We start from the raw sequence: 19,801 nt of genomic DNA, 5'->3' as shown, positions 1-19,801 counted from the left end.
GCCTAACACCGACGTGGCGCTGATGCTGGCGCTGGGCTTTGAGATTGAACGGCGGGGAGCGGTGGACAGCGGCTTCCTGCAGTCGCACTGCGTCGGCTGGCCGCAGCTGCGCGCCTATCTGCTGGGTGAAAGCGATGGCCAGCCGAAAACGCCGCAGTGGGCCAGTGAGATCACCGGCATTCCTGCTGCCCGCATCAGCCTGCTGGCGCAGCAGCTGTGCGGCCAGCGCAGCTTTATCACCTGCTCCTATTCGGTTCAGCGCGCCCATCGCGGCGAACAGCCGTACTGGATGATGATCGCGCTCTCCTCGATGCTCGGTCAGCCCGGCCTGCCCGGCGGCGGGTTCTCGTTTGGTCACGGCTCGATGAACAGCGTCGGCAATCCGCGTACTGAAGGGCCTTCACCGCTGATGTCAACCGGGGTGAACCCGATCGCCAGCCAGGCGATCCCGGTGGCGCGCATTGCCGATATGCTGCTGCATCCGGGCACGCCCTACACCTTCCAGGGCGAAACGCACACCTATCCGGAGATCCATCTGGTGCACTGGGCGGGCGGCAACCCGTTCCACCATCATCAGCAGCTCAACCGTCTGGTAGAGGGCTGGCAGCGGCCGGACACGGTGATCGTGCAGGATATCGTCTGGACGCCGGCGGCACAGATGGCGGATATCGTGCTGCCGGTGACGACGACGCTGGAACGTAACGATATTGGCGGCTCGTCAAAGGACCGCTTTGTGCTGGCGATGCATCAGGCGATTAAGCCGCAGCATCAGGCGCGTCACGACTTTGATATTTTCGCCGATCTGGCCGAGCGCCTCGGCTACCGGGAGACCTTCACCGAAAACCGCAGCGAAATGGGGTGGATCCAACACCTCTACCAGCAGTGCGCGCTGGCGCACCGCGGCAAGGGCATCGACTTCCCGGACTTTGACACCTTCTGGCAGCAGGGGCACGTGGAGATCCCGCCGTCGGAGAAAGACTGGGTGTTTATGCAGGAATTCCGCCATGATCCGGTGGCCCATCCGATCAAGACCGCCAGCGGCAGGATTGAGCTCTACAGTGACACCATCGCCGGCTATCAGCTGGAGGATTTTGCGCCGCACCCGCAGTGGCAGCCGCCGCGTGAATGGCTGGGGGCCGACGCCAGCCAGCGCTTCCCGCTGCATATGATTTCGATCCAGCCTGCCGATCGCCTGCACAGCCAGATGGACGCTACGCCGTCGGTGCAGGCCAATAAAACCGCCGGACGTGAAACGCTGTGGATGCATCCGCTGGATGCTGCCGCCCGCGGAATTGTTGACGGTGAGGTGATTGAGGTCAGTAACGATCGCGGACGTATGCAGGCCGGGGTGCGCATCACCGACGGCGTCAGCCAGAGCGTGGTGCTGATTGCCACCGGCGCCTGGTTCGATCCCGGCTTTGGTAAAGCGTGGCAGCCCTATGACCGTGCCGGTAACCCGAACGTATTAACGCTGGATATCGGTACTTCATCGCTGACGCAGGGGCCGAACGCGATGAGCTGTCTGGTCGAAATTAAAAAGGCGGAAGGCGGTCTGTAACCGACACCAGGTGTCCTGCGGATGGCCGGATGGGGGAAATGCGCCCGAATCAGGCCGCCAGCAGGGCGGTTTTGGCAAACCAGGCCATGATGCCAAGGATGGCCGGCGCGAGCAGCGTCCAGGTGATGCGGCTATTCAGGGCGTCAAAGCGATCGTTGGTGCGGATCTCCGCGTCGGCGAAGGCTTTGCCCACCTCGGTTCTGAACAGATCGAAGGTGCCTTTGAACTCATGCAGCTCGGTTTTTACCTGCTTCATATCGGTTTTAAGCGCCAGAACATCCACTTTTAACTCCTGAACATCCACTTTCAGAACGCGAACATCGCCTTTAAGCTCATTAACGTCTTGTTTTAAATTATGAACATCAGTTTTCAGTACCTGAACATCCAGTTTTACCTCATGTAGCTCACTCCGGGTGGCAAAATGTTCAGAGCGGGTCATCATGACCGCCTGATCGATTTTAATCACCCCGATGTCATGCTGCATCTGCCCAAACTGTTCGGCAAAATTAGCCATATGCTGCTCCCTGCTACGGGCCTGCGGCCCCAATCGTTGATGTTGAAAAGAAGCGACAGTTTTTTCTTTAACCGCACCCATTGCCTGACATCCCTTTTTTTTGGTGGTGGCGGGCCGCCGCTTTGCTTCTTCAGCCCGCTCTCTATTGAGTCATAAATCCCCTGTTCACACAATGAACAGGTCGATATTTACCCACTTTTCCGCCGATGAAAACCACGTTTAATCAAATCCGGAAGCCGCTACGAAGAATTTTGTCAGGCGTGAGGAAGGGTGAGCAAAAGATTGCGAAAAGCCCTACAAATCACATAGCTGGTTACACTTTGCGGTTAACTGTTGCGATTCGCGTATAGCGCCGGAATGCGGCAGATTGCTACAGTTCAAGTCCCAGAGGTATTGATGGGTGAACATCAAAAGTATTATCGCTTTTTTTCACCAACCTGCGCAGATGCGCAGGTTTTTTTTGCCCGCCATAAACACGATCTGAAACACTGTTCCCCTGTCATCCTTCACGCGATTTTTGTATAAATGCCAGAAACTTATCAGGCATCTGCAATGGAACAAACATGCCCCCGCTAAAAAAAATGCCGACGCGTTCACAGCCCGCTCCCACCTTTAACCCGGTTCGTTTTCGCTGGGTTTGCTGTGGGGTGATGGCCTGCCTGGTCTTCCTGCTGGCGCGGGTGGCCGATCTGCAGTTAATCAATCATCCCATGCTGGAAAAGCAGGCCGATGAACGTTCGCTGCGCACGGTGACGCTGCCGACCAACCGGGGAACCTTGCTGGATCGCAACGGCGAAGCGCTGGCGCTGAGCGTGCCTTCACGCGATATTATTGCCGATCCGCAGCGGGTGCTGGAGGCGCATCCGGATTTCACCAACGCCAAATGGCAGTATCTGGCGAATGCGCTGGAGCAGCGGCCGGAGCAGCTGGCGGCTCAGATTAACGCTAACCCACAGCGGCGCTTCCTCTATCTGGGGCGCAAGATTGAACTGGGCATCGCCAAAGATATTGCCAAACTGCATCTGGCCGGTATCAGCACCCGCTATGACGACAGCCGTTTTTACCCGATGAGCGAGGCCACCGCGCCGCTGCTGGGGATCGTCGGGGCGGATAACAGCGGCCTGACCGGGCTGGAAAAAGGCTTTGATAAGCTACTGCAGGGGACGCCAGGCGTGGAGAAGTATCGTCAGGATGCCAGTGGCAACATCATCGCCATGATCGACTACGAGCCACCGCGCCAGCCGCCAACGGTGCAGCTGAGTATTGATAAGTTCGACCAGTTTACGATGTACAGCAAGCTGCGCGATGGGGTACTGCTGAACAAGGCGGATTCCGGCGCGGCGGTGCTGATCAAGATCGACACCGGCGAAATCCTCGGTATGGCCTCCTACCCCTCCTTCAACCCGAACAACTTCGCCGACGTTGCGCCGAACCAGATGCGCAACGCGGCAATTAACGACAGCTATGAACCCGGTTCCACGGTAAAACCGCTGGTGGTTATGGAGGGGCTGGCGCGCAAGCTGGTGCGGCCGGACTCGGTGCTGGACACCACGCCTTACCGGGTTAACGGCCATCTGATCCGCGACGTTGGTCACTGGCCGCGGCTGACCATGACCGGCATTCTGCAAAAATCCAGCGACATCGGCGTGTCGCATATCGCGCTGGCGATGCCGGCGCAGGTGCTGGTGGACACCTATCAGTCGTTTGGCCTGGGCAAACCTACCGGACTGGGGCTGACCGGTGAAAGCGTCGGCTACTTCCCGGCGCATCGCCAGCGCTGGGCGGATATCGAGCGTGCCACCTTCTCCTTTGGTTACGGCCTGCGGGTCACGCCGCTGCAGATCGCCCGCGAGTACGCCACGCTGGGTTCATTTGGCATTTATCGTCCGCTGTCGATTACCAAAGTCAGCCCGCCGGTGCTCGGCCAGCGGGTGGCCGACGAGCAGACGGTGCGTGAAGTGGTGCATATGATGGAGAGTGATGCCCTGCCGGGCGGCAGCGGCGTGCGCGCCGCCGTTCCCGGCTACCGGCTGGCGATCAAGACCGGCACTGCCGAAAAAATGGGTGACAGCGGCAAATACGACGGGGGGTACATTAACTATACCGCCGGCGTGGCCCCGGCCAGTAATCCGCAGGTGGCGCTGGTGATTATGATTAACCACCCAACCGCGGGCGATCACTTTGGCGGATCGGTGGCGTCACCGGTGTTTGGTAACATCATCGGGCCGGTACTGAAGCATATGAATATTCCACCGGATGCCATCTACACCCACGGCTAAGCCGGTTACCCCCTGGCCGCTGCCTCGCCGTGATTTATGCGGCGCCGCAGCGGCCACCCCGCATCTCTTTCAGCCGGTAAACACCGTCACAATTGCGAGCGATACGCTTACTCTCTCCTTTCAGCAGCAATAACGTGTTCAGGTTACGCTGGTCATCCGTCGGAGTTCAACCTGTTCGGCACGTACCGCCGCTATTTTGTAGCCTTTCGACACTATCTTTAGCAGAAACTTAACACCTTCGAATTACAGGTTCTCTATAATGACGTCCTGAAATGAGAATGATCACTCACATTATTAATCAAATCACATCTAAAAGAGAATTCACCATGCGCTTAAGGATCTCTGCCGCGAGTCTGGCTCTGCTGCTGGCCGCCTGCGACCAGACGGCAGCCCCGGTTGCCAGCAATAAGCCCGTTGATGTCGGGGTGGTCACGCTGTCCGCTGAAACGGTCACCCTGTTAAGCCAGTTACCCGGCCGTACCACCGCGGTCAGAACCGCAGAGGTCCGTCCGCAGGTCAGCGGCATTATTCTGAAGCGTCTGTTTAAAGAGGGCAGTGAGGTCAAAGCGGGCGATCCGCTCTATCTGATCGATCCGGCAACGTATCAGGCGGCGTTCGATAAAGCGCAGGCCACGCTGAGTAATGCGCAGACGCTGGCCAACCGCTACAAGCCGCTCGCCGCCGCGCATGCGGTCAGCCAGCAAACCTACGAGGATGCGGCGGCCAGTGCCAAAGAGGCGAAGGCCGATCTCGAAACCGCCCGCGTTAACCTCAGCTACACCCACGTCTATGCGCCGATTACCGGGCATATCGGTCGCTCGCTCTCCACCGAGGGGGCGCTGGTGACCAGCGGCCAGAGCAGTTACCTCACCACCATCCAGCAGCTGGACCCGATCTACGTTGACGTCAGCGAATCCTCGCAGGCGTTGCTGCGCCAGCGGCGCGCGCTGGCCGACGGCAAGCTGCAGGCGGTGGGTAACAACGCCGCGGCGGTAAAACTGACGCTGGAAGATGGTTCCGCCTACGACGAACCGGGGCAGCTGGAATTTTCGGAAGTCACCGTCGATGAAAGTACCGGCAGCGTGACCATGCGCGCGCGCTTTCCTAACCCGAAACGTCTGCTGCTGCCCGGCATGTTTGTGCACGCCAGCTTCCCGCAGGGGATAGCGGAGCAGGGGATCCTCGCCCCGCAGGAGGCGATCATGCACGACAACAAAGGGCGGCCCTATGTCTACGTGGTGCAGGCCGATAACCGCATCGCGCAGCAGACGATAACCACCGGTGAGATGCAGCACGGTAAATGGCTGGTGGAGAGCGGGCTGAAGGCCGGTGACCGGGTGGTGGTGGATGGCCTGCAAAACCTGCACGTCGGCAGCCAGGTAAACCCCAGCGAGCATCAGATCAAAGCCACGCCGCAGGCCAACTTAACCACCGCCGATCCCTCCGCGCAGTAAGGAAATCTGATGTCTGAATTCTTCATAGAGCGCCCGATTTTTGCCTGGGTAATCGCAATAGTGGTGATGCTGGTGGGGGCGCTGGCGATCCTGCAGCTGCCGGTTAATCAGTATCCGAACATTGCGCCACCGGCCATTTCGATCGCGGTCACCTATCCGGGCGCCAGCGCGGAAACCACCCAGAATACCGTGGTGCAGGTGATTGAGCAGCAGCTGAACGGCATTGATAATCTGCGCTATATCGAATCACAGAGCGCCAGCGACGGCAGCGCCACCATTATCGTCACCTTTAATCAGGGCACCGATCCCGATATCGCCCAGGTGCAGGTGCAGAACAAGGTGTCGCTGGCCGAGTCGCAGCTGCCGACGGAAGTCACCCAGCAGGGGATTAACGTCCGCAAGTACCAGGCTAACTTTATGCTGGTGGTCAGCCTGGTGTCGACCGACGGCAGGATGAGTAACGGTGACCTGGCCGATCTGCTGGTCTCCAGACTGGAAGATCCGATTGCGCGCACGCCCGGCGTGGGTGACTTCTTCGTACTGGGCTCTGAATACGGCATGCGCATCTGGCTGGACCCGGCGAAGCTGTACAAGTATCAGCTGATCCCCAGTGACGTCACCACCGCCATCACCCAGCAAAACGTGCAGGTCTCCAGCGGTAAACTGGCCGGGCTGCCGACCATTGAGGGGGCGAAGTTCAGCGCCACCATCGTCGGGAAAAGCCGTTTCCAGAAGATATCGCAGTTTGAAAATATCCTGCTGAAGGTCAATACCGACGGTTCCCAGGTGCGGCTGCGCGACGTGGCCAGCGTGGATCTCGGCCCACAGGATTACAGCATCTCGGCGACCCAGAACGGTAAGCCTTCAGCGGGTATGGCGCTGCGTCTGGCCAGCGGCGGTAACGTGCTGGATGCGGTGAACGCGGTGAAAGCCACGGTGGAAGGACTGAAAGACACGCTGCCTGCCGGGGTGAAAGTAGAGTTCCCTTATGACACCTCGCCGGTGGTCAGCGCCTCGATTGAGGAGGTGGTGAAAACCCTGTTTGAGGCGATTGCGCTGGTGTTCCTGGTGATGCTGGTATTCCTGCAGAACCTGCGCGCCACGCTGATCACCACCATGGTGGTGCCGGTGGTGCTGCTGGGCACCTTCGGCATCCTGTCCGCCTGCGGTTACACCATCAACACCCTGACCATGTTCGGCATGGTGCTGGCCATCGGCCTGCTGGTGGATGATGCCATCGTGGTGGTGGAGAACGTCGAGCGCGTGATGCACGACGAACATCTTGATCCGAAGGCCGCCACCATCAAGTCGATGGCGCAGATCCAGGGCGCGCTGTTTGGTATCGCGCTGGTGCTGTCGGCGGTGCTGCTGCCGATGGCCTTCTTCAGCGGCTCCACCGGGGTTATCTATCGCCAGTTCTCAATCACCATCGTGTCGGCAATGGTGCTGTCGGTGCTGATGGCGCTGACCTTTACCCCGGCGCTGTGCGCCACGCTGCTTAAACCCAGCGCGGCCGAGCAGAAAACCACCGGGCTGGCGGGCTGGTTCAACCGCAGGTTTGACGCCGGCACGCTGCACTATACCCGCGGCGTGGGGACGGTGATCTCACGCCGTGGCCTGTTCCTCGTCATCTACCTGGCGATCGTCGTCGCTACCGGCTACCTGTTCACGCGGGTGCCCACCTCGTTCCTGCCGGATGAGGATCAGGGGGTGATGATGATGCAGGTCACGCTGCCAACCAACGCCTCCACCGAGCGTACCCAGCAGGTGCTGGATGAGATCCAGCAGTGGCTGGCGAAGAACGAACCGGCGGTAACCTCCGTATTTGAACCTAACGGATTCAGCTTTTCCGGGCGCGGCCAGAACAGCGCGATGGCCTTTGTGCTGCTCAAACCCTGGGCGGAACGCAACAGTGACCAGTCGGTGCAGAAGATTGCCGCGCGCACCATGGCCCACTTCGCCAGCATGAAGGATGCCAGAGTGTTTGCGCTGGTGCCGCCGGCGGTGATGGAGCTGGGTAACGCCACCGGCTTCGACTTCTTCCTGCAGGACACCCGCAACCAGGGGCATGCGGCGCTGATGGCGGCGCGTAATCAGTTCCTCAGCATGGCGGCACAGGATAAACGGCTGTTCGCCACCCGTCCTAACGGCATGGAGGATGAGCCGCAGTACCACCTGATTATCGATGATGAACGGGCGCGGGCGCTGGGCATCAGCCTGGAGGATATCGACAACGAACTCTCCACCGCCTGGGGTTCCAGCTACGTGAACCAGTTTATCTACCACGGCCGCGTCAAGAAGGTCTATGTGCAGGGTAACGCCGGTTCACGCGTCACGCCGGAAGACCTCAGCAAATGGTACTTCCGTAACTCCAGCGGCACCATGGTACCGTTCTCCGCCTTTGGCAGCGGTGAATGGCAGTACGGCTCGCCGCGCTATGAACGCTTTAACGGCGTCTCGGCGGTGGAGATTATGGGGTCCCCGGCCAGCGGTTACAGCAGCGGCGACGCGGTGAAAGCGGTGCAGGAGATTGCCGCCAGACTGCCGGCGGGCTTTAAGGTGCAGTGGCACGGCCTCTCCTGGGAGGAGCAGTCGTCCGGCTCACAGACTACGGCGCTGTATACCCTGTCGATTCTGATGGTGTTTCTGTGCCTGGCCGCGCTGTATGAAAGCTGGTCGATTCCCTTCTCGGTGCTGATGGTGGTGCCGCTTGGGGTGCTCGGCACCCTTCTCGCCGTGCTGCTGCGCGGGCTGGAAAACGACGTGTTCTTCCAGGTGGGGCTGCTGACCACCGTCGGACTCGCGGCGAAGAACGCCATTCTGATCGTCGAATTTGCCAAAGACCTGCATGAAAAAGAGGGACGCGGACTGGTTGAAGCGGCGCTGGAGGCGGCGAAGCTGCGCATCCGGCCCATTATCATGACGTCGATGGCCTTCGTGCTCGGGGTGCTGCCGCTGACCATCTCCCACGGCGCCGGGGCCGGCAGCCAGCACTCGATCGGGACCGCCGTGGTCGGCGGCATGATCACCGCGACCTTCCTCGCCATCTTCTTTGTACCGATGTTTTACGTGGTAGTGGCGCAGCGTTTTGCCGGAAAAAAGAAAATCAAAACAGAGGTCCAACAGAATGACGCATAAGGCTTTTTCTCTCGGAGTGCTGCCGCTGGCGCTGCTGCTGGCGCTGAGCGGCTGCACCATGCAGCCGGATTACCAGCGCCCGGCGCTGCCGGTAGCAGGCCAGTATGACCGGTACGGCGCCAGCGACGAGGGCAACGGTGCCGATATCCGCTGGCAGACCTTCTTCACCGATCCGGTGATGAATAAGCTGATTGCCAGCGCGCTGGCAAATAACCGTGACCTGCGGGTGGCGGCGCTGAACGTTGAAGTGGCGCGTTCCCAGGTACAGATTGACCGTGCGGCACTGCTGCCGTCGGTTAACCTCAGCGCGGGCGGCACTGGCACCCATCTGCCGGGCGGGCTGTACAGCACCCAGTCCAGCGGCCCGGTCACCTACCATCAGTATGACGCCAGCCTGGGCGTTACCTCGTGGGAGCTGGACTTCTTTGGTCGTCTGCGCAGCCTGCGCGACCAGGCGCTGGAGCAGTACCTGGCCACCGCCGCCAGCGAGCGCGCCACGCAGATCGGACTGATTGCCGAAGTGGCCTCGGCGTACCTGTCGCTCTGCTCAGACAACCAGCTGCTGGCGCTGGCCGGCAGCACGCTGAACAGCCAGCAGGATTCGTACAACCTGACCCAGCGCAGCTATAACGGCGGTGTGGCCAGCGAGCAGGATCTGCTGCAGGCCGAAACCTCGGTGCGCACCGCGCAGGCCGACGTGGCCAGCTACACCCGTCAGGTGCGCCAGGATGTGAACGCGCTGGCGCTGCTGGTGGGCAGTGACCTGCCGGCTAATCTGCTGGCCGACGCGCGGCTGGATAACGCGTGGCGCTTCCCGGCCACCCCGGCCGGGCTGCCGTCCGATCTGCTGACCCGCAGACCGGATATTATCGCGGCAGAACATACTCTGAAGGCCGCCAATGCCAGCATCGGCGCGGCGCGCGCGGCCTTCTTCCCGAGCATCAGCCTGACCGCCAGCGGCGGCTCCAGCTCCGGCAGCCTCGGGCACCTGCTCTCCGGCGGCAGCGGCGCCTGGTCGTTTGCCCCGGGCATCAATCTGCCGATATTCGACGGCGGCGTAAACGCGGCAAATCTGGATATTGCGAAGCTGCAGAAGCGCATTGAGATTGCCGACTATGAGAAGGCGATTCAGAGCGCTTTTAAGGACGTCAGCGATGCGCTGGCCGGGCAGGATACCTACCGTGACGAGCTGCAGGCGCGGCAGCTGGACGAAAAAGCCAGCCAGCGAAACTATGACCTGGCGACGCTGCGCTACCGCGAAGGGGTGGACAACTACCTTAACGTGCTGGTGGCCCAGCGCACGCTCTACGGCGCGCAGCAGGCGAGAATTACCACGCAGCTGGGGCAGCTGAATCAGCAGATCACGCTGTATAAGGCGCTGGGGGGCGGCTGGAAATCCTGACCGGGCGGGATGGATCCTGTACTTCTTACGCAACCCTTACGCTCTGCGCATAGAATTTAAACAACGCGCTGTTCGATAATAGGAATGACTATCAACAACCGCTGATGCAGTCGGGCACTGACGCTTCCTTCCCGGTCGGTTCCTGCACAGCGGCTGCTGAGCCCGGGCCTGACCGCGATGGATTATCGCCCGACTCTTTTATCGCGTCTGCATTTCAGGCGCGTTTTATCTGAACGCTGTCCTTAACTCAAGAGCCTCATGACCCTGAACTCCACCTCCCGGCCGCACTCCCGGCGTAAAATCGCTGTCATTCTCCTTCTGCTGCTGTCGATCGCGTGCTTGGTGTGGCGTTTCTGGCCGTCGGCACCTTCCGGACACGGTGGCCCCGGCGGGATGCGTGGCCCGGGCGGCCCCGGCGGTCACGGCGGTCCGCCCGGCATGATGATGGCCGGGGCGGCCACCCCGGTGCACGCTGACAGGGTGACGCTGGCCGACGTGCCGGTGTACCTCAACGCGTTAGGAACGGTGGTGCCGAACGCCACGGTGACGGTGACCAGCCGCGTCGACGGGCAGCTGACCCAGGTGCTGTTTAAAGAGGGGCAGAAGGTGAGCGCCGGGCAGCTGCTGGCGCAGATCGACCCGCGCAGCTATCAGGCCACGCTGGCGCAGTATCAAGGCTCGCTGGCGCAGAACCAGGCGCTGCTGAAAAGCGCGCAGCTGACGCTGGTACGCTATCAGAAACTGTTTGCTCAGGACTCGCTGGCGCGCCAGGATCTCGACAGCCAGGTGGCGACCGTCGGTCAGTACAGCGGCGCGGTGAAAGCCGATGAGGCACAGATCGCGGCGGCAAAACTGAATGTTGAATATGCACGCATCACCGCACCGGTCAGCGGCCGCGTCGGCCTGCGGCTGGTGGACGCTGGCAATATGGTGCACAGCTCAGACACCACCGGGATCGTCACCATCACCCAGACCCAGCCCGCGGCGGTGACCTTCAGCGTGCCACAGAGCCATATCCCGACGCTGCTAAAGGCGCTGCACAACGATCGCAGCCTGCCCGCTGCCGCCTTCGATCAGGAAGGCAAGGCCGAGCTGGCGCAGGGGCAGGTGCAGTTTATCAGCAACCAGATTGATACCAGCACCGGCAGCATTGCGCTGAAGGCGCTGTTTGCCAATCAGGATGAAGCGCTCTATCCTAATCAGTTCGTCAACCTGCGTCTGCAGACCGACACGCTGAAGCAGGCCACGGTGATCCCGGCGCAGGCGCTGCAGCTGAGCAGCGACGGCAGCTTTGTCTGGGTGATCGGCCAGGACAATACCGTTACCCGCCGCGCGGTGAAAACCGGCCCGGCCTTTGGCAGCGACCAGCAGGCGATCCTCGACGGCGTTAAGGCCGGGGAGCAGGTGGTCACCGAAGGCATCGATCGCCTGAGCAGCGGCAGCAGGGTTGAACGGGTGACGGCGGAACAGCAGCAGACGGCTGACCAGAGCAGCACCGCGCCATGAATCCGTCACGCCTCTTTATCAACCGGCCGGTGGCCACCATCCTGCTGATGGTTGGCATCCTGATTTCCGGTATTTTTGCTTACCGGCTGCTCTCCACCTCGGCGCTGCCGCAGGTGGATTACCCGACCATTCAGGTTACCACCCTCTATCCCGGGGCCAGCCCGGACGTGATGGCCTCCTCGGTGACCGCGCCGCTGGAGCGCCAGCTCGGTCAGATGTCGGGCTTAAGCCAGATGAGCTCCAGCAGCTCCGGCGGCGCGTCGGTAATAAGCCTCAGGTTCTCGCTGGACCTGTCGCTGGACGTGGCTGAGCAGGAAGTGCAGGCGGCGATTAACGCCGCCGACAGCCTGCTGCCGACCGATCTGCCCAACCCGCCAACCTATAAAAAGGTCAACCCGGCGGACAGCGCGGTGCTCACCCTCGCAGCCACCTCAGACACCCTGCCGCTGACCCGCGTGCAGGACCTGGTTAACACCCGCATCGCGCTGAAGCTGGCGCAGATCGCCGGGGTGGGTATGGTCACGCTGGCCGGCGGCCATCAGCCGGCGATCCGCATACGCGTCGACCCGAAGGCGCTGGCGGCCCACGGCCTCACGCTGGCCGACGTCAACACGCTGGTCAGCAACGGCAACGTCAACGGCTCGAAGGGCGGCTTTGACGGCACGTACCATTCGGTGACCATCGACGCCAACGACCAGCTGCGCACCGCCGACGAGTACGGCAGCCTGATCCTGACGTATAAAAACGGCGCTGCGCTGCGCCTGCGCGATATCGCGCAGATTGAGCAGGCGGCGGAAAACGTTTATCAGTCTGCGTGGGCCAACAACAGCCCGGCGATTGTCATCAGCGTACAGCGCCAGCCGGGTGCCAACGTGATTTCGGTGGTCGACAGCATCAGGGCACAGCTGCCGACGCTGCAGGCCGCGCTGCCGGACGGCGTGAAGGTCAGCATTCTCTCCGACCGCACCCAGACCATCCGCGCCTCAATCCGCGACGTGCAGTTCGAGCTGATGCTGTCGATTGCGCTGGTGGTGATGGTCACCTTCCTGTTCCTGCGCAACGTTGCCGCCACGCTGATCCCGAGCATTGCGGTACCGCTGTCGCTGGTCGGCACCTTTGGCGTGATGTACCTGGCCGGCTTCAGCCTGAACAACCTGTCGCTGATGGCGCTGACCATCGCCACCGGCTTTGTGATCGACGATGCCATCGTGGTGGTGGAGAACATCACAAGGCGGCTGGAGGAGGGCGAAACCCCGATGCAGGCGGCGCTGAAGGGCTCGCAGCAGATCGGCTTTACCATTATCTCGCTGACCTTCTCGCTGATCGCGGTGCTGATCCCGCTGCTGTTTATGGGCGACGTGGTCGGGCGGCTGTTCCGCGAATTCGCCATCACCCTCGCGGTAGCGATCCTGGTATCGATGTTTATCTCGCTGACCCTGACGCCGATGCTCTGCGCATACCTGTTGCAGCATATCCCGCCGGAGCGGCAGTCGCGTTTCTCACGCAAGGGCGGCGAGCTGTTCGATAAGCTGATCGCCGGCTATGACCGCCTGCTGACCCTGGTGCTTAACCACCAGCGGCTGACGCTGTGCGTCGCGCTGGCCACGCTGGTGCTGACCGGATTGCTCTGGCTGGCGGTGCCGAAAGGCTTCTTCCCGGCGCAGGATACCGGGCTAATCCAGGGGGTAACGATTGCCTCGCAGGACGTCTCCTTCGGTGAGATGTCGAAAAGACAGCAGCAGCTGGCGGCGATCGTGCGGAACAATCCGGCGGTGGCGAGCGTCTCCAGCACCGTTGGCATCGACGGCAGCAACACCAGCCTGAACAGCGGCCGTCTGCAGATTAACCTTAAGCCGCTGGATGAACGCGATAAGCGGGCCGATGCGGTGATCGCCGAACTGCAGCAGGCCACCGCGCAGGTGCCGGGCATTCAGCTTTACCTGCAGTCGGCGCAGGATCTGACGGTTAACGACCAGGTCACGCCGGACCGCTACCAGTTCAGCCTTGATGATGCCGACAGTGAAAACCTGGTCAGCTGGTCACCGACGCTGGTGGCGGCGCTGCGCGCGCGGCCCGAGTTCAGTTCGGTGGTCAGCAACCTGCAGGAGCAGGGGCAGGTGGCCTACATTGAGCTGAACCGTGACGCGGCGGCGCGCTACGGCATCACCGCCTCGGACGTGGATACCGCGCTGTATAACGCCTTTGGCCAGCGGCTGATCTCGACCATCTTTACCCAGTCGAATCAGTATCGCGTGGTGCTGGAGGTGGCACCGCAGTTCCAGCAGTCACCGGCGTCGTTTGACGATATCTGGCTGGCGACCTCGGGCAGCAGCAGTGCGTCTGGCAGCACCAGCACCAGCACCAGCACCACGAGCACGAGTAGCGGTTCAGGCTCATCAGGCAGCAGCAGCTCCTCTTACTCCGGCACCAGCGGTATGGTGAAGCTGACCGCGATTGCCACCGTCCACCTGCGTACCGGTTCGCTGGTGCATACGCGCATTAACCAGTTCCCGGCGGTGACGGTGTCGTTTAACCTCAGCGACGGCACCTCGCTGGAGCAGGCGCAGCAGGCCATCAGCGAGGTGAGCCGCCAACTGGCGCAGCCGTCGTCGATCGTTCTGCGCTATCAGGGGGAGGCGTCAGCGTTCCGGAGCGCCACCGGCAACACGCTGTGGCTGATCCTCGCCGCGCTGCTGACCATGTACGTGGTGCTTGGCATTCTGTATGAGAGCTTTATCCACCCGGTGACCATTCTCTCCACGCTGCCCTCGGCGGCGGTCGGCGCGCTGCTGACCCTGCTGCTGGCCGGTACCGGATTCAGCCTGATCGCGCTGATCGGCGTGATCCTGCTGATCGGCATCGTGAAAAAGAACGCCATTATGATGATCGACTTTGCGCTGGAGGCGGAAAACAGACAGGGGCTGAGCGCGCGTGAGGCGATCCACCAGGCCTGCCTGCTGCGCTTCCGGCCGATCCTGATGACTACCCTGGCGGCGCTACTCGGCGCGCTGCCGCTGATGCTGGCCTCCGGCTCCGGTGCCGAACTGCGCCAGCCGCTGGGGCTGGTGATTGTCGGCGGCCTGATCGTCAGCCAGGTGCTGACGCTGTTCTCCACGCCGGTTATCTATCTGTGGTTTGACGGCCTGGCGCAGCGCGGCAAACGCTGGATGCGGGCGGCGGCGGCCCGGGGGCGTGAATGAACCTGACCCGGCTGTTTATCTTCCGCCCGGTGGCCACGCTGCTGCTGACCCTGGCGCTGCTGCTGCTGGGCGCGCTTGGCTACCGGCTGCTGCCGGTGGCACCGCTGCCGCAGGTGGACTTCCCGACCATTATGGTCAGCGCCAGCCTGCCGGGTGCCAGCCCGGAAACCATGGCCGCCACGGTGGCGACGCCGCTGGAGCGCGCGCTGGGCGAGATCGCCGGCATTACCGAAATGACCTCGCAGAGTTCGCAGGGCTCCAGCGATATCATCCTGCAGTTTGCGCTGGACCGCGATATTAACGGCGCGGCGCGCGACGTGCAGGCGGCGATCAATGCCGCCCGCAGCCTGCTGCCGGGCAGCATGCCGTCGCTGCCCACTTACCGAAAAGCTAACCCCTCCGACGCGCCGATCGTGATGATGGCGCTCTCCTCCTCCACCCGTTCCGGCGCCGAACTGTACGATCTCGCCAACAGCAAAATTCAGCAGAAAATTGCCCAGGTGGCCGGCGTCGGTGAAGTGTCGCTGCGCGGCAGTTCGCTGCCGGCGGTACGCATTGACCTGCAGCCGCAGCAGCTGAGTCACTACGGCATCTCGCTGGAGTCGGTGCGGACGGCGGTCGCCAGCAGCACCAGCAACCTGCCGAAGGGCGTGCTGCAGGGCGATACGCAGTCGTGGATGGTGGACGGCAACGGCCAGCAGGAGCAGGCAAAAAACTACCGCGATCTGGTGGTCAGCTACCAGAACGGCCGCGCGGTGCGCCTCAGCGACGTGGCGACGGTGTATGACGCGGTGGAGGATAAATACAACGTCGGCTTCTACAACGGTGCGCCGTCGGTCACTATCGGCGTCACCCGCCAGGCGGGGGCCAGTATGCTGCAGACCATCGACGATATTAAGGCGCAGCTGCCGCTGATTAAGCAGGATCTGCCCGCTGACGTCAGCCTGACGCTGGTGGTGGACCGTTCGCCCAACGTGCGCGACTCGCTGTACGACACCGAAGAGACGCTGCTGATCGCCATGCTGCTGGTGATCGGCGTGGTGTTTGTGTTTCTGCGCGACCTGCGGGCGATGGCGATACCGGCGCTGGCGCTGCCGGTATCGTTAATCGGCACCTGCGCGGTGATGTACCTGCTCGACTACAGCCTCGATAACCTGTCGCTGATGGCGCTGATTATCGCCACCGGCTTTGTGGTCGACGACGCCATCGTGGTGCTGGAAAACATCACCCGCTATATCGAACAGGGGCTCAGCCCGGTGCGGGCGGCGATTAAGGGGGCGCAGGAGGTGAGTTTTACCGTGCTGGCGATGACCCTGTCGCTGATCGCGGTGTTTATCCCGATCCTGCTGATGGGCAGCATCGTTGGCCGCCTGTTCCGCGAATTTGCCGTCACGCTCAGCGTGTCGCTGGTGATTTCGATGGGGGTGTCGCTGAGCCTGACGCCGATGCTCTGCTCAAGGCTGCTGAAGCGCAAGCCGGCGGTCACAAAGCGCCCGCACCCGCTGTACCAGTGGATTGAAAATGGCCTTAACCGCCTGCTGGAAAGCTACAGCGCCGGGCTGGCGTGGGTAATGCGCCACCAGCGCTTAACCCTGTTCAGCCTGCTGTTGACCATCGTGCTCAACGTGTTCCTCTACGGCGTGGTGCAGAAGGGCTTCTTCCCCAGTCAGGATACCGGCCTGCTGATGGGCATGCTGCGCGCCGATCAGAACGTCTCCTTCCAGGCGATGGAGCCGAAGATGAAGCAGTTTGCCGCGCTGATCCAGCAGGATCCGGCGGTGGACGGGGTGATGTCGTCGATCGGCGGCGGTGCCTTTGGCTCGCGCAATACCGCGATGTTCTTCGTCCACCTGAAGGATTTTAAACAGCGCGACGACGCCAGTACCGTGGCTAACCGCCTGAGCGGCAAAACGCAGAATATCCCCGGCGTGCAGCTGTTTCTGATGGCGGCGCAGGATCTGCATATCGGCGGGCGTAGCGCTAACGCCTCGTATCAGTACAGCCTGCAGGCCGACGACCTCGACACGCTGCGCACCTGGACGCCGAAGGTGAAAGCGGCGCTGGAGCAGATCCCGCAGCTGACCAGCGTTGACTCCGACTCGGAAACCGGCGGTCAGGAGGTGATGATCGGTATCGACCGCGATCGCGCCACCCGGCTGGGGGTCAACGTCAGCATGCTGGATACGCTGCTGAATAACGCTTTCAGCCAGCGGCAGATCGCCACGCTGTATAAAACGCTCAATCAGTACCACGTGGTGATGTCGCTGAACGACCGCTGGACCCGTGACCCTGCCGCGCTGCAGCAGCTGTTCGTGCTCAACGACGGCGGCGAGCGCATCCCGCTTTCCGCTTTCGCCAGCTTCAGCGGCGGCAACGCGCCGCTGTCGGTAAACCATCAGGGGCAGTCGGCCACCAGCACCATCGCCTTCAACCTGCAGGACGGTGCGTCACTGGAAGAAGCGCAGGCGGCGATCAAAACCGCGATGGCGAAAATTGGCCTGCCGGACAGCATCCAGGCCGGTTTTGCCGGCACCGCGCAGGCGTTTGTCGGGCTGACCAGCACCATGCCGTGGCTGATCCTTGCTGCGCTGCTGGCGGTGTATATCGTGCTGGGGATGCTGTATGAAAGCTACATTCATCCGCTGACCATTCTGTCGACGCTGCCGTCGGCCGGGGTTGGGGCGCTGCTGCTGCTGCTGCTGACCGACACCCAGCTGACGGTGATTGCGCTGATCGGCATCCTGCTGCTGATCGGCATCGTCAAGAAAAACGCCATTATGATGATCGACTTTGCGCTGGCCGCCGAACGCAATCAGGGCATGACGCCGCAGCAGGCGATCGTTCAGGCCTGCCTGATGCGCTTCCGGCCGATTATGATGACCACGCTGGCCGCCTTCTTCGGCGCGCTGCCGCTGGCGCTGGGCAGCGGCGGCGATGCCGACCTGCGCAGCCCGCTGGGGCTGGCGATTGCCGGCGGCCTGGCACTGAGCCAGCTGCTGACCCTGTTTACCACCCCGGTGGTCTACCTTTATCTCGACCGTGCCAGCCGCGCCACGCAACGCCAGTGGCAGCGCCTGCGCCACCCCAGGAACGCCTGATGAAACTGAATAAACTTACCCCCGTAGTGCTGGCACTGCTGATCGGCGGCTGCGCCGTCGGGCCGGACTACCAGCGGCCGTCGGCACCGGGTGCGCTGCGCTATAAAGAAGCGCGCGGCTGGCAGCAGGCCACGCCGCAGGACGCGCAGCAGAAGGGCGACTGGTGGGCGGTGTATCGTGACCCGACGCTGGATGCGCTGCTGCGCCAGGTGCAGGTCTCCAACCAGAACGTGGCGCAGTATGAGGCGAAGTACCGCCAGGCGCTGGCGCTGGCCTCCGGCTCCAGCCGCGATCTGCTGCCGACGGTCAGCGCCACCGCCAGCTCAACCCGCAGCGGCACGGCGGCCAGCAGCAGCGGGGCGACCAGCGGCGGGCGGATCAGCAACAGCCACTCGGCGCAGCTCTCTGCCTCCTGGGAGCTGGATATCTGGGGCAAACTGCGCCGCACGCTGGAAGAGAACCAGGCCAGCGCAGAGGCCAGCGCCGCCGGACTGGGCAATATCACCCTCAGCGCCCAGTCAACGCTGGCGCAGGACTACTTCCAGCTGCGTATTCTCGACCAGCGCATTGCCCTGTATCAGCAGAGCATTGCCGCCTATCAGCGCTATCTGACGGTAATTAATAACAAATACCGGGCGGGCAGCGAGTCGCGCGCCACCCTGGCGCAGGCGCAAACCACCCTGGCCAGCGCCCGCGCCTCGGCGCTGGATCTCAGCTGGCAGCGCGCCCAGCTGGAGCACGCCATCGCGGTGCTGGTCGGCAAAACCCCGGCGGAATTCAGCCTGGCGGCGGCACCGCTGAACGCCACTTTGCCGGCGATCCCGGCCGCGCTGCCGTCCGCACTGCTGCAGCGCAGGCCGGATATCGCCCAGGCGGAACGCACGGTGGCCGCCGCCAACGCAGCAGTGGGCGTGGCGATCGCCGGGTACTACCCGGATCTGACCCTCAGCGCCAGCGGCGGCTACAGCGGCTCCTCGTTCAGCAACCTGTTCTCGCTGCCGAACCGCATCTGGTCGTTAGGGCCGTCGCTGAGCGGCACGCTGCTCGACTTCGGGGCCACGTCTGCGAAGGTGGAGCAGGCGCGCGCCGCCTATGACGCTGACGTTGCCAGCTACCGCCAGACGGTGCTGAGCGGCTTCCAGGAGGTGGAGGATTATCTGGTGGAGCTGCACACCCTGCAGGATGAGCTGCAGGCGCAGCAGGAGGCCGCCGCGTCGGCGCAGGAGTCAGCGCGCGTAACCTTTAACCAGTACCAGGCGGGAATGATCGACTATCTCGATGTGGCCACCACCGAAAACAGCAGCCTCAGCCAGCAGCAGAGCCTGCTGCAGCTGCAAAGCACCCGGTGGGTCACCAGCGTACAGCTGATCGTGGCGCTGGGGGGCGGCTGGCGCTAGCCTGGCAAAGTGGTCGCAAGGCAACAGGCCCCGGCCAGCGTACATTACGTCACCGGGGCTTTATTTTTACGGGGTAACGCGTTAGTGAACAGGCTAATAAATAACATGTATGTAAGTTAATATGGATTTTTTACGGTTGTGGTCTTTACGGGTTTTTGATATTTGTTTTCTTTGAACTTTTGGCGTTTCACTCTATACGTTCACAGCACGTTATTTCGATGCGGGTGATGTTTCAGATGCGGAATGCCGGGTTTT

At 62.2% G+C, this 19,801-nt stretch carries 10 protein-coding genes; 9 read left to right on the top strand and 1 reads right to left on the bottom strand.

Translation table 11 applies throughout. From position 1 onward, the window contains the following. Nucleotides 1-1,558 (top strand): molybdopterin-dependent oxidoreductase (locus NV64_RS03450; RefSeq protein ID WP_233208912.1); only part of this gene is annotated, 1,558 nt, incomplete at its 5' end. A gap of 49 nt (nucleotides 1,559-1,607) precedes the next feature. Here the strand turns inward: NV64_RS03450 and NV64_RS03445 are convergent. Further along, nucleotides 1,608-2,153 (bottom strand): hypothetical protein, encoded by a 546-nt coding sequence (locus tag NV64_RS03445; protein ID WP_146005441.1) that lies wholly within the window; start codon nucleotides 2,151-2,153, stop codon nucleotides 1,608-1,610. A gap of 482 nt (nucleotides 2,154-2,635) precedes the next feature. Here NV64_RS03445 and NV64_RS03440 point away from each other — a divergent pair, with 482 nt between their 5' ends. The 8 genes from NV64_RS03440 to NV64_RS03405 all read left to right on the top strand — a co-directional run bounded on the left by NV64_RS03440 (nucleotide 2,636) and on the right by NV64_RS03405 (nucleotide 19,546). Beyond that, the gene (locus tag NV64_RS03440) at nucleotides 2,636-4,351 is read left to right on the top strand and encodes a penicillin-binding transpeptidase domain-containing protein (protein ID WP_056231972.1); all 1,716 of its coding nucleotides are present in this window, start codon (nucleotides 2,636-2,638) and stop codon (nucleotides 4,349-4,351) included. Between the two features lie 326 nt (nucleotides 4,352-4,677). Continuing rightward, nucleotides 4,678-5,805 (top strand): efflux RND transporter periplasmic adaptor subunit, encoded by a 1,128-nt coding sequence (locus NV64_RS03435; protein ID WP_101505329.1) that lies wholly within the window; start codon nucleotides 4,678-4,680, stop codon nucleotides 5,803-5,805. A 9-nt stretch (nucleotides 5,806-5,814) separates the two neighbouring features. Further along, nucleotides 5,815-8,943: an efflux RND transporter permease subunit gene (locus NV64_RS03430; RefSeq protein ID WP_101505328.1), complete on the top strand. Its 3,129-nt coding sequence runs from the start codon at nucleotides 5,815-5,817 to the stop codon at nucleotides 8,941-8,943. Continuing rightward, nucleotides 8,933-10,345 (top strand): efflux transporter outer membrane subunit, encoded by a 1,413-nt coding sequence (locus NV64_RS03425; RefSeq protein WP_101505327.1) that lies wholly within the window; start codon nucleotides 8,933-8,935, stop codon nucleotides 10,343-10,345. The genes NV64_RS03430 and NV64_RS03425 overlap by 11 nt, the downstream gene beginning before the upstream one ends. Before the next feature lie 258 nt (nucleotides 10,346-10,603). Further along, nucleotides 10,604-11,851, top strand: coding sequence for an MdtA/MuxA family multidrug efflux RND transporter periplasmic adaptor subunit (locus NV64_RS03420; protein ID WP_101505326.1), 1,248 nt, complete (start codon nucleotides 10,604-10,606; stop codon nucleotides 11,849-11,851). Further along, nucleotides 11,848-15,051 (top strand): efflux RND transporter permease subunit, encoded by a 3,204-nt coding sequence (locus NV64_RS03415; RefSeq protein WP_101505325.1) that lies wholly within the window; start codon nucleotides 11,848-11,850, stop codon nucleotides 15,049-15,051. Before NV64_RS03420 ends, NV64_RS03415 begins: the two co-directional genes overlap by 4 nt. Beyond that, complete coding sequence (locus tag NV64_RS03410) at nucleotides 15,048-18,149, top strand: efflux RND transporter permease subunit (RefSeq protein ID WP_101505324.1); 3,102 nt, start codon at nucleotides 15,048-15,050, stop codon at nucleotides 18,147-18,149. The genes NV64_RS03415 and NV64_RS03410 overlap by 4 nt, the downstream gene beginning before the upstream one ends. After that, a complete protein-coding gene (locus tag NV64_RS03405; protein ID WP_101505323.1) occupies nucleotides 18,149-19,546 on the top strand; it encodes an efflux transporter outer membrane subunit in 1,398 nt (465 codons plus the stop codon). The genes NV64_RS03410 and NV64_RS03405 overlap by 1 nt, the downstream gene beginning before the upstream one ends. Nucleotides 19,547-19,801 lie beyond the last annotated feature (255 nt).

The sequence above is a fragment of the Erwinia sp. B116 genome (assembly GCF_002865965.1).
GTDB lineage: Bacteria > Pseudomonadota > Gammaproteobacteria > Enterobacterales > Enterobacteriaceae > Erwinia.
This window is presented reverse-complemented; position numbering and strand designations above follow the sequence as displayed.

What these genes read in the sequence shown, in the direction of transcription:
- NV64_RS03445 (WP_146005441.1), bottom strand. Translation starts at nt 2,153, where the DNA reads ATGGGTGCGGTTAAAGAAAAAACTGTCGCTTCTTTTCAACATCAACGA.
- NV64_RS03440 (WP_056231972.1), top strand. Translation starts at nt 2,636, where the DNA reads ATGCCCCCGCTAAAAAAAATGCCGACGCGTTCACAGCCCGCTCCCACC.
- NV64_RS03435 (WP_101505329.1), top strand. Translation starts at nt 4,678, where the DNA reads ATGCGCTTAAGGATCTCTGCCGCGAGTCTGGCTCTGCTGCTGGCCGCC.
- NV64_RS03430 (WP_101505328.1), top strand. Translation starts at nt 5,815, where the DNA reads ATGTCTGAATTCTTCATAGAGCGCCCGATTTTTGCCTGGGTAATCGCA.
- NV64_RS03425 (WP_101505327.1), top strand. Translation starts at nt 8,933, where the DNA reads ATGACGCATAAGGCTTTTTCTCTCGGAGTGCTGCCGCTGGCGCTGCTG.
- NV64_RS03420 (WP_101505326.1), top strand. Translation starts at nt 10,604, where the DNA reads ATGACCCTGAACTCCACCTCCCGGCCGCACTCCCGGCGTAAAATCGCT.
- NV64_RS03415 (WP_101505325.1), top strand. Translation starts at nt 11,848, where the DNA reads ATGAATCCGTCACGCCTCTTTATCAACCGGCCGGTGGCCACCATCCTG.
- NV64_RS03410 (WP_101505324.1), top strand. Translation starts at nt 15,048, where the DNA reads ATGAACCTGACCCGGCTGTTTATCTTCCGCCCGGTGGCCACGCTGCTG.
- NV64_RS03405 (WP_101505323.1), top strand. Translation starts at nt 18,149, where the DNA reads ATGAAACTGAATAAACTTACCCCCGTAGTGCTGGCACTGCTGATCGGC.